The 5,316-nt window shown below is 68.0% G+C and carries 6 protein-coding genes; 3 read left to right on the top strand and 3 right to left on the bottom strand.

Going from position 1 to position 5,316, the window contains the following annotated elements:
- Positions 1–98: 98 nt before the first annotated feature.
- The 3 genes from murJ (at position 99) to trxA (ending at position 3,259) form a co-directional block, all read left to right on the top strand.
- A complete protein-coding gene (murJ, locus tag EIO58_RS12010) occupies positions 99–1,703 on the top strand; it encodes a murein biosynthesis integral membrane protein MurJ (protein ID WP_127819744.1) in 1,605 nt (534 codons plus the stop codon).
- Between the two features lie 120 nt (positions 1,704–1,823).
- Complete coding sequence (gene trxB, locus EIO58_RS12005; protein ID WP_127819743.1) at positions 1,824–2,810, top strand: thioredoxin-disulfide reductase; 987 nt, start codon at positions 1,824–1,826, stop codon at positions 2,808–2,810.
- Between the two features lie 125 nt (positions 2,811–2,935).
- The gene (gene trxA / locus EIO58_RS12000) at positions 2,936–3,259 is read left to right on the top strand and encodes a thioredoxin (RefSeq protein WP_127819742.1); all 324 of its coding nucleotides are present in this window, start codon (positions 2,936–2,938) and stop codon (positions 3,257–3,259) included.
- A gap of 112 nt (positions 3,260–3,371) precedes the next feature.
- Here the strand turns inward: trxA and EIO58_RS11995 are convergent, their stop codons facing one another.
- The 3 genes from EIO58_RS11995 to EIO58_RS11985 form a co-directional block, all read right to left on the bottom strand.
- A complete protein-coding gene (locus tag EIO58_RS11995) occupies positions 3,372–3,719 on the bottom strand; it encodes a tryptophan synthase subunit alpha (protein ID WP_205789245.1) in 348 nt (115 codons plus the stop codon).
- A 288-nt stretch (positions 3,720–4,007) separates the two neighbouring features.
- Positions 4,008–4,952: a ParB/RepB/Spo0J family partition protein gene (locus EIO58_RS11990; RefSeq protein WP_127819741.1), complete on the bottom strand. Its 945-nt coding sequence runs from the start codon at positions 4,950–4,952 to the stop codon at positions 4,008–4,010.
- Positions 4,952–5,316 (bottom strand): ParA family protein (locus EIO58_RS11985; protein ID WP_164861664.1); only part of this gene is annotated, 365 nt, incomplete at its 5' end. The genes EIO58_RS11985 and EIO58_RS11990, both read right to left, overlap by 1 nt.

Below are 5,316 nucleotides of genomic sequence, written 5' to 3'. Positions count from 1 at the left end.
CGCCGCCGGCGGCGGCCGCGAGCGGATGCGCCGGATGCCGGTGCCCCGGGAGACGCGGCGGACTCGGCCGATGAGCGGGCGAGCGAAGGGGACGAGCGATGAGCGGAGTCGGGCGCGCCAGCGTCATCATCGGGGTTGGGACTCTCGCGTCACGCCTGACGGGTCTCGTGCGCACGATCGTGCTGGTCACGGTGCTGGGATCGTTCGCAAGCCGCGCCGGCGATGCGTTCTTCGTTGCGAACCAGCTTCCCAACACGATCTACGAGATCATCTCGTACGGACTCCTGACGGCGGTCGTCGTGCCGCAGATCGTGCGTGCCGCCGCGCACGCGGACGGCGGGCGCACGTTCATCTCGAAGCTCTTCACGCTCGGCACCGTCGTGCTCCTGGTGACCGCAGCCGTCGCGACCCTGTGCGCGCCGCTGCTCGTGGAGCTGTTCGCCCCGTCGTTCACGCCCGACCAGCATGCGCTCGCGACCGTCCTGGCGTACTGGTGCCTGCCGCAGATCTTCTTCTACGGTCTCTATGCGCTCGTCGGCGAGGCGCTCAACGCACGCAAGGTGTACGGGCCGTTCACGTGGGCGCCGATCGTGAACAACATCGTCTCGATCATCGGCTTCGGCCTCATCGGCATCTTCTTCGGCACTGATCTCGCCGACGTCTCGGATTGGACGCCTGGAATGATCGCCGCGCTCGGCGCCACCGCGACGGGCGGCATCGTCGTGCAAGCCGGCGTGCTGCTGCTGTTCTGGCGGCGCACGGGCCTGCATCTGCGTCCCGACTTCCGCTGGCGGGGCGTGGGGCTCGGCGACATCGGCCGCCTCGCCGGCTGGACGTTCGCGATGGTCATCGTGCGGACGCTCGCCGGCCTGGTCCAGACGCGCGTCGTCACCGAGGCCTCCGGCGACGGGGCGTCCGCCTTCGCGATGGGGAACGCGTGGCTCGTCTTCATGCTCCCCTACTCGATCATCGTCATGTCGATCGGCACCCCCTACTTCACGCGCCTGTCCGAACACGCGCACGAAGGTCGCGACGATGACGTGCGCACCGACCTGTCGGCCAGCATCCGCGTCACCGGGCTGCTCATCACGATCGCCGCGGCGGCGCTCATGGTGGCCGCCGTCCCTGCGACACGCGTGTTCGTCAACGCCGCCGACCAGGCCGTGGCGGCAGCCCCGGTGCTCGTCGCCTTCCTCGCCGGGCTCATCCCGCTGTCGATCCTGTTCGTCGTCCAGCGAGCCTTCTACGCCTACAACGACACCCGCACGCCCTTCGTCTTCACCGTGATCCAGTGCGCGCTCTTCGTCGTCCTGGTGCTCGTCGCCCAGGCCACCCTGCCGGCCGAGCAGCTCGCGGCGGGGATCGCGCTCGGCCAGTCGATCTCGACGGCCGTCCAGGTCACCATCGCGGCCGTGCTGCTTCGACGACGGATGCGGCGCCTCGGCGCGCGTTCGTGGCTCGTCTCGTACGGACGCTTCGTCATCGCGGCCGTGCCTGCTGCCGGCGCCGGGTGGCTCGTCTACCTGCTGATGGGCGGCGACGACGGATGGACGTCGGCCGACAAGCTCCTCGGCGCGCTCGGCACGGCGATCATCTGCACCGTGGCGTTCGTCGTCTACCTCGGCGTACTCACCCTCCTCCGCGCGCCCGAGCTGCGTCCGGTGCTCGGTCAGCTGCAGCGGTTCCTGCCGGGCGGGCGCTGAGCGCGCCGACATCGCGCCGGGCGACGGAATGCCCCGCGGTTACGATGTGTTGAGGCATCCGGAGACCTCCGCTTCTTTGTGACGCGGCTCCGAGGGCCTCCAGACGGAAAGGGTGGGCACGTGCGTCAGGTCATCATCATCGGTTCGGGCCCTGCGGGATACACCGCGGCGATCTATGCGGCGCGCGCGAATCTGAACCCGCTCGTCGTTGCCAGTTCGGTCGAAGCCGGCGGCGAGCTCATGAACACGACCGACGTCGAGAACTTCCCGGGCTTCCCCGAGGGCATCCAGGGCCCCGACCTCATGGCCAAGATGCAGGAGCAGGCCGAGCGGTTCGGCGCCGAGGTGCTTTTTGACGACGTCGTCTCGCTCGAGGTGGACGGGCCCGTGAAGAAGATCACTCTCGGCAGCGGCGGCACGCATGAGGCCGACTCGATCGTGTTCGCCACCGGATCCGCCCCGCGCAAGATCGGCATCGATGGCGAGGCGCGACTGTCGGGGCGGGGTGTCTCGTACTGTGCGACCTGCGACGGGTTCTTCTTCCGCGAGCGCGTCATCGCGGTCGTCGGCGGCGGTGATTCGGCGATGGAGGAGGCCACCTTCCTCACCAAGTTCGCGTCGAAGGTCTACATCATCCACCGCCGGGAAGAGCTGCGCGCCTCAAAGATCATGCAGGAGCGCGCGTTCAAGAACGAGAAGATCGAGTTCGTGTGGAACAGCGAGGTCGTCGACATCCTGGGTGACGACGCGGTCACCGGCGTGGTGCTCAAGGACACCGTCGACGAGTCGACCCGTGAGCTGCCCCTCGACGGCATCTTCGTCGCCATCGGCAACGACCCCCGCACGCACCTCGTGCACGACAAGCTCGAGCTCACCCCCGAAGGCACCATCTGGGTCGACGGGCGTTCGTCGCGCACGTCGGTCCCCGGCGTCTTCGCCGCCGGGGACGTCATCGACCCGACTTACCGCCAGGCCGTGACCGCCGCGGGCAGCGGTACCGTCGCGGCCCTCGATGTCGAGCACTACCTCGCAGCCCTGGGCGAGGCAGGGGCGCCCGACGTGCACGGCGACCAGCTCGAGGGTCTGCCGGAGGCCGACGCGGCCTGACGTCCCGCCCAGGCACCGGTCTCAAGCGCGCGAAGCGAGACGAGACGCGCCCGGTCCGCGAACCGGAACAAATCGTCGGCGGGCCGTGTTGCGCCAAGAGACTGACTTCGATCGAAGGAGAAATGATGACCGCAAACGCGACGACGTCCGCCACGTTCGAGCAGGACGTGCTCCAGGCCGAGGGTCCCGTCCTCGTGGACTTCTGGGCCGAATGGTGCGGACCGTGCCGCATGGTCTCGCCCGTGCTCGACCAGATCCAGTCGGAGCACCCCGACAAGATCACGATCATGAAGCTGAACGTCGACGAGAACCCCGACCTCGCGATGAAGTATCAGATCACGTCGATCCCGGCGATGAAGGTCTTCAACAAGGGTGAGGTCGAGACCACGATCATCGGCGCGAAGCCCAAGTTCGCGCTCGAGCAGGATCTCGCCGCCTACCTCGGCTGAGCCTCTGGCTACGAAGGACCCCGCCGCAATGCGGCGGGGTCCTTTTATTTGGTCAGGTTTCTTTTCATGCCGGTTTCGGCATCTCTCTCAGAGCGCGGTGGGCGCGGCTGAGTCATCCCGCGTCGGCGCGCACGGTCGCGTCCCAGCGGCGATGCGTGTTCGCCTCGCCGAGGAGCTGCCACACCGCGCGGGTCAACGGCGGGTAGTCCAAGGCGATCTGGCGGAGCACCCGGTAGTGACGGCTGGCGTTCGGGCGCGAACCGCCGTTGGCAGCGATGTTCTCGGCGCGGAGCATGAAGACGACGAGTTCGTCGACGCTGGGCAGCTCTTCCATGAAGTCCCACGGATCCTCGCCGGCGCGAAGCCGCTCCGTGACGAGGACCGAGAGCTCATCAGCCGCTTCGGCGCGCAGCAGTTCGAGACTGGCCCGCCGGCGCGGGGTCTGATCGTAGATCGCCACCAATCAAGGGTACGACCCGATCACGACGTCCGGGTCAGCGCGCGCCTACTCTGTGATTCTGCGGACTGCCGAGGCTTCGTGCGCGACGCGCGGTCGAGTCGGTGTCGGCCGGCCAGGCCGAAGCCCTCATCATCCCGATCGCATCGACGACGGCGTCCTGTGGCGATCTTCGCGGCGGGCCGCGCGCCGATCGAGCAGCGACGGGCCCCCACCCGCTTGATGGAGTGGCCGGGAAAAGGCCTCGCGCGATTCCGCGGATCGGCGGGCGATCGAGGATGGAGCGACGAGTCAGACCGACCCGTACCCCGTCTCGCCGAGTTCCTCGAGGATGCGGTTCAGGTCCTGAATGGTGGCAAAATCGATGTTGATCTGGCCTTTTCGAGAGGTCAGAGAGATCTTCACGCGCGTGTTGAGCCGATCACCGAGCCGCTCGGCGACCTCTTCGAGGTGTGCTCGGCGGGAGCCGGCCTGGGGCTTCACGGAGCGGCTGGATCCGGCATCCGGAAGCTTCGCGGCCGCCTCTGCGGCACGCACCGAAAGATCCTCGTTCACGATCTTGTCGGCGAGCCGCTGCATGGCCTTGGGGTCTTCGAGCGAAAGGATCGCACGGGCGTGCCCGGCCGAGAGCACGCCGGCGGCGACACGCTGCTGCACCGGCATGGGAAGCTTCAGCAGGCGAATCGTGTTGCTGATCTGCGGCCGGGAGCGGCCGATGCGGGTGGCGAGCTCCTCCTGGGTGATCCCGAAGTCTTCGAGCAGCTGCTGGTATGCCGATGCCTCTTCGAGGGGGTTCAGCTCGGACCGGTGCAGGTTCTCCAGCAGCGCGTCGCGGAGGAGATGCTCGTCGGCGGTGTCTCGGACGATGGCCGGTATCGATGCGAGGCCGGCCACGCGCGCGGCGCGCGTGCGGCGCTCGCCCATGATGAGCTCGTACCTGCCCTCGTCGTTCTTGCGGACGACGACGGGCTGCAGCACCCCGAACTCGCGGACGCTGTGCACCAGCTCGGCGAAATGCTCCTGGTCGAAGTGCGTGCGCGGCTGCCGCGGGTTCGGCACGATCTGGTGCGGGTCGATGTGCGCGAGGTGCGCGCCGGGGACCTCGACGAGATCCTCTGCGGGCTCTTCCACGGCGATCGGCCGCGGGAAGAACACGTCGGAAGGGCGCTCGTCCGTTTGCTCGCTGGTCGGGATCAACGCCCCGATTCCGCGGCCCAGCCCTGTGCGCTTGGCCATCATGCGCCCCCTTCGTTCGAAGCGCTGTCGCGCCGGATGATCTCTACGGCAGCTTCGCGATATGCGATTGCGCCGGCAGACTGGCCGTCGTAGGCGATGACGGTCTGCCCGAAACTCGGTGCTTCTGAAACGCGAACGGACCGCGGGATCACGGTGCCGAGCACCTCGCGCGGGAAGTGCTCGCGCACTTCGTCCGCCACCTGCTGTGCCAGCCGGGTGCGCGCGTCGTACATCGTCAGAATGATCGTCGACAGGCGCAAGTCCGGGTTGAGGTGCTTCTGAATCATCCGCACCGTGCCGAGCAGCTGGCTGAGCCCCTCGAGAGCGTAGTACTCGCACTGGATCGGGATCAGCAGCTCGCTCG

Source organism: Microbacterium sp. CPCC 204701 (genome assembly GCF_004010105.1).
Classification (GTDB): Bacteria; Actinomycetota; Actinomycetes; order Actinomycetales; family Microbacteriaceae; genus Microbacterium.
The sequence above is the reverse complement of the archived record's forward strand: the minus strand, read 5'-3'. Positions and strand labels throughout refer to the sequence as shown.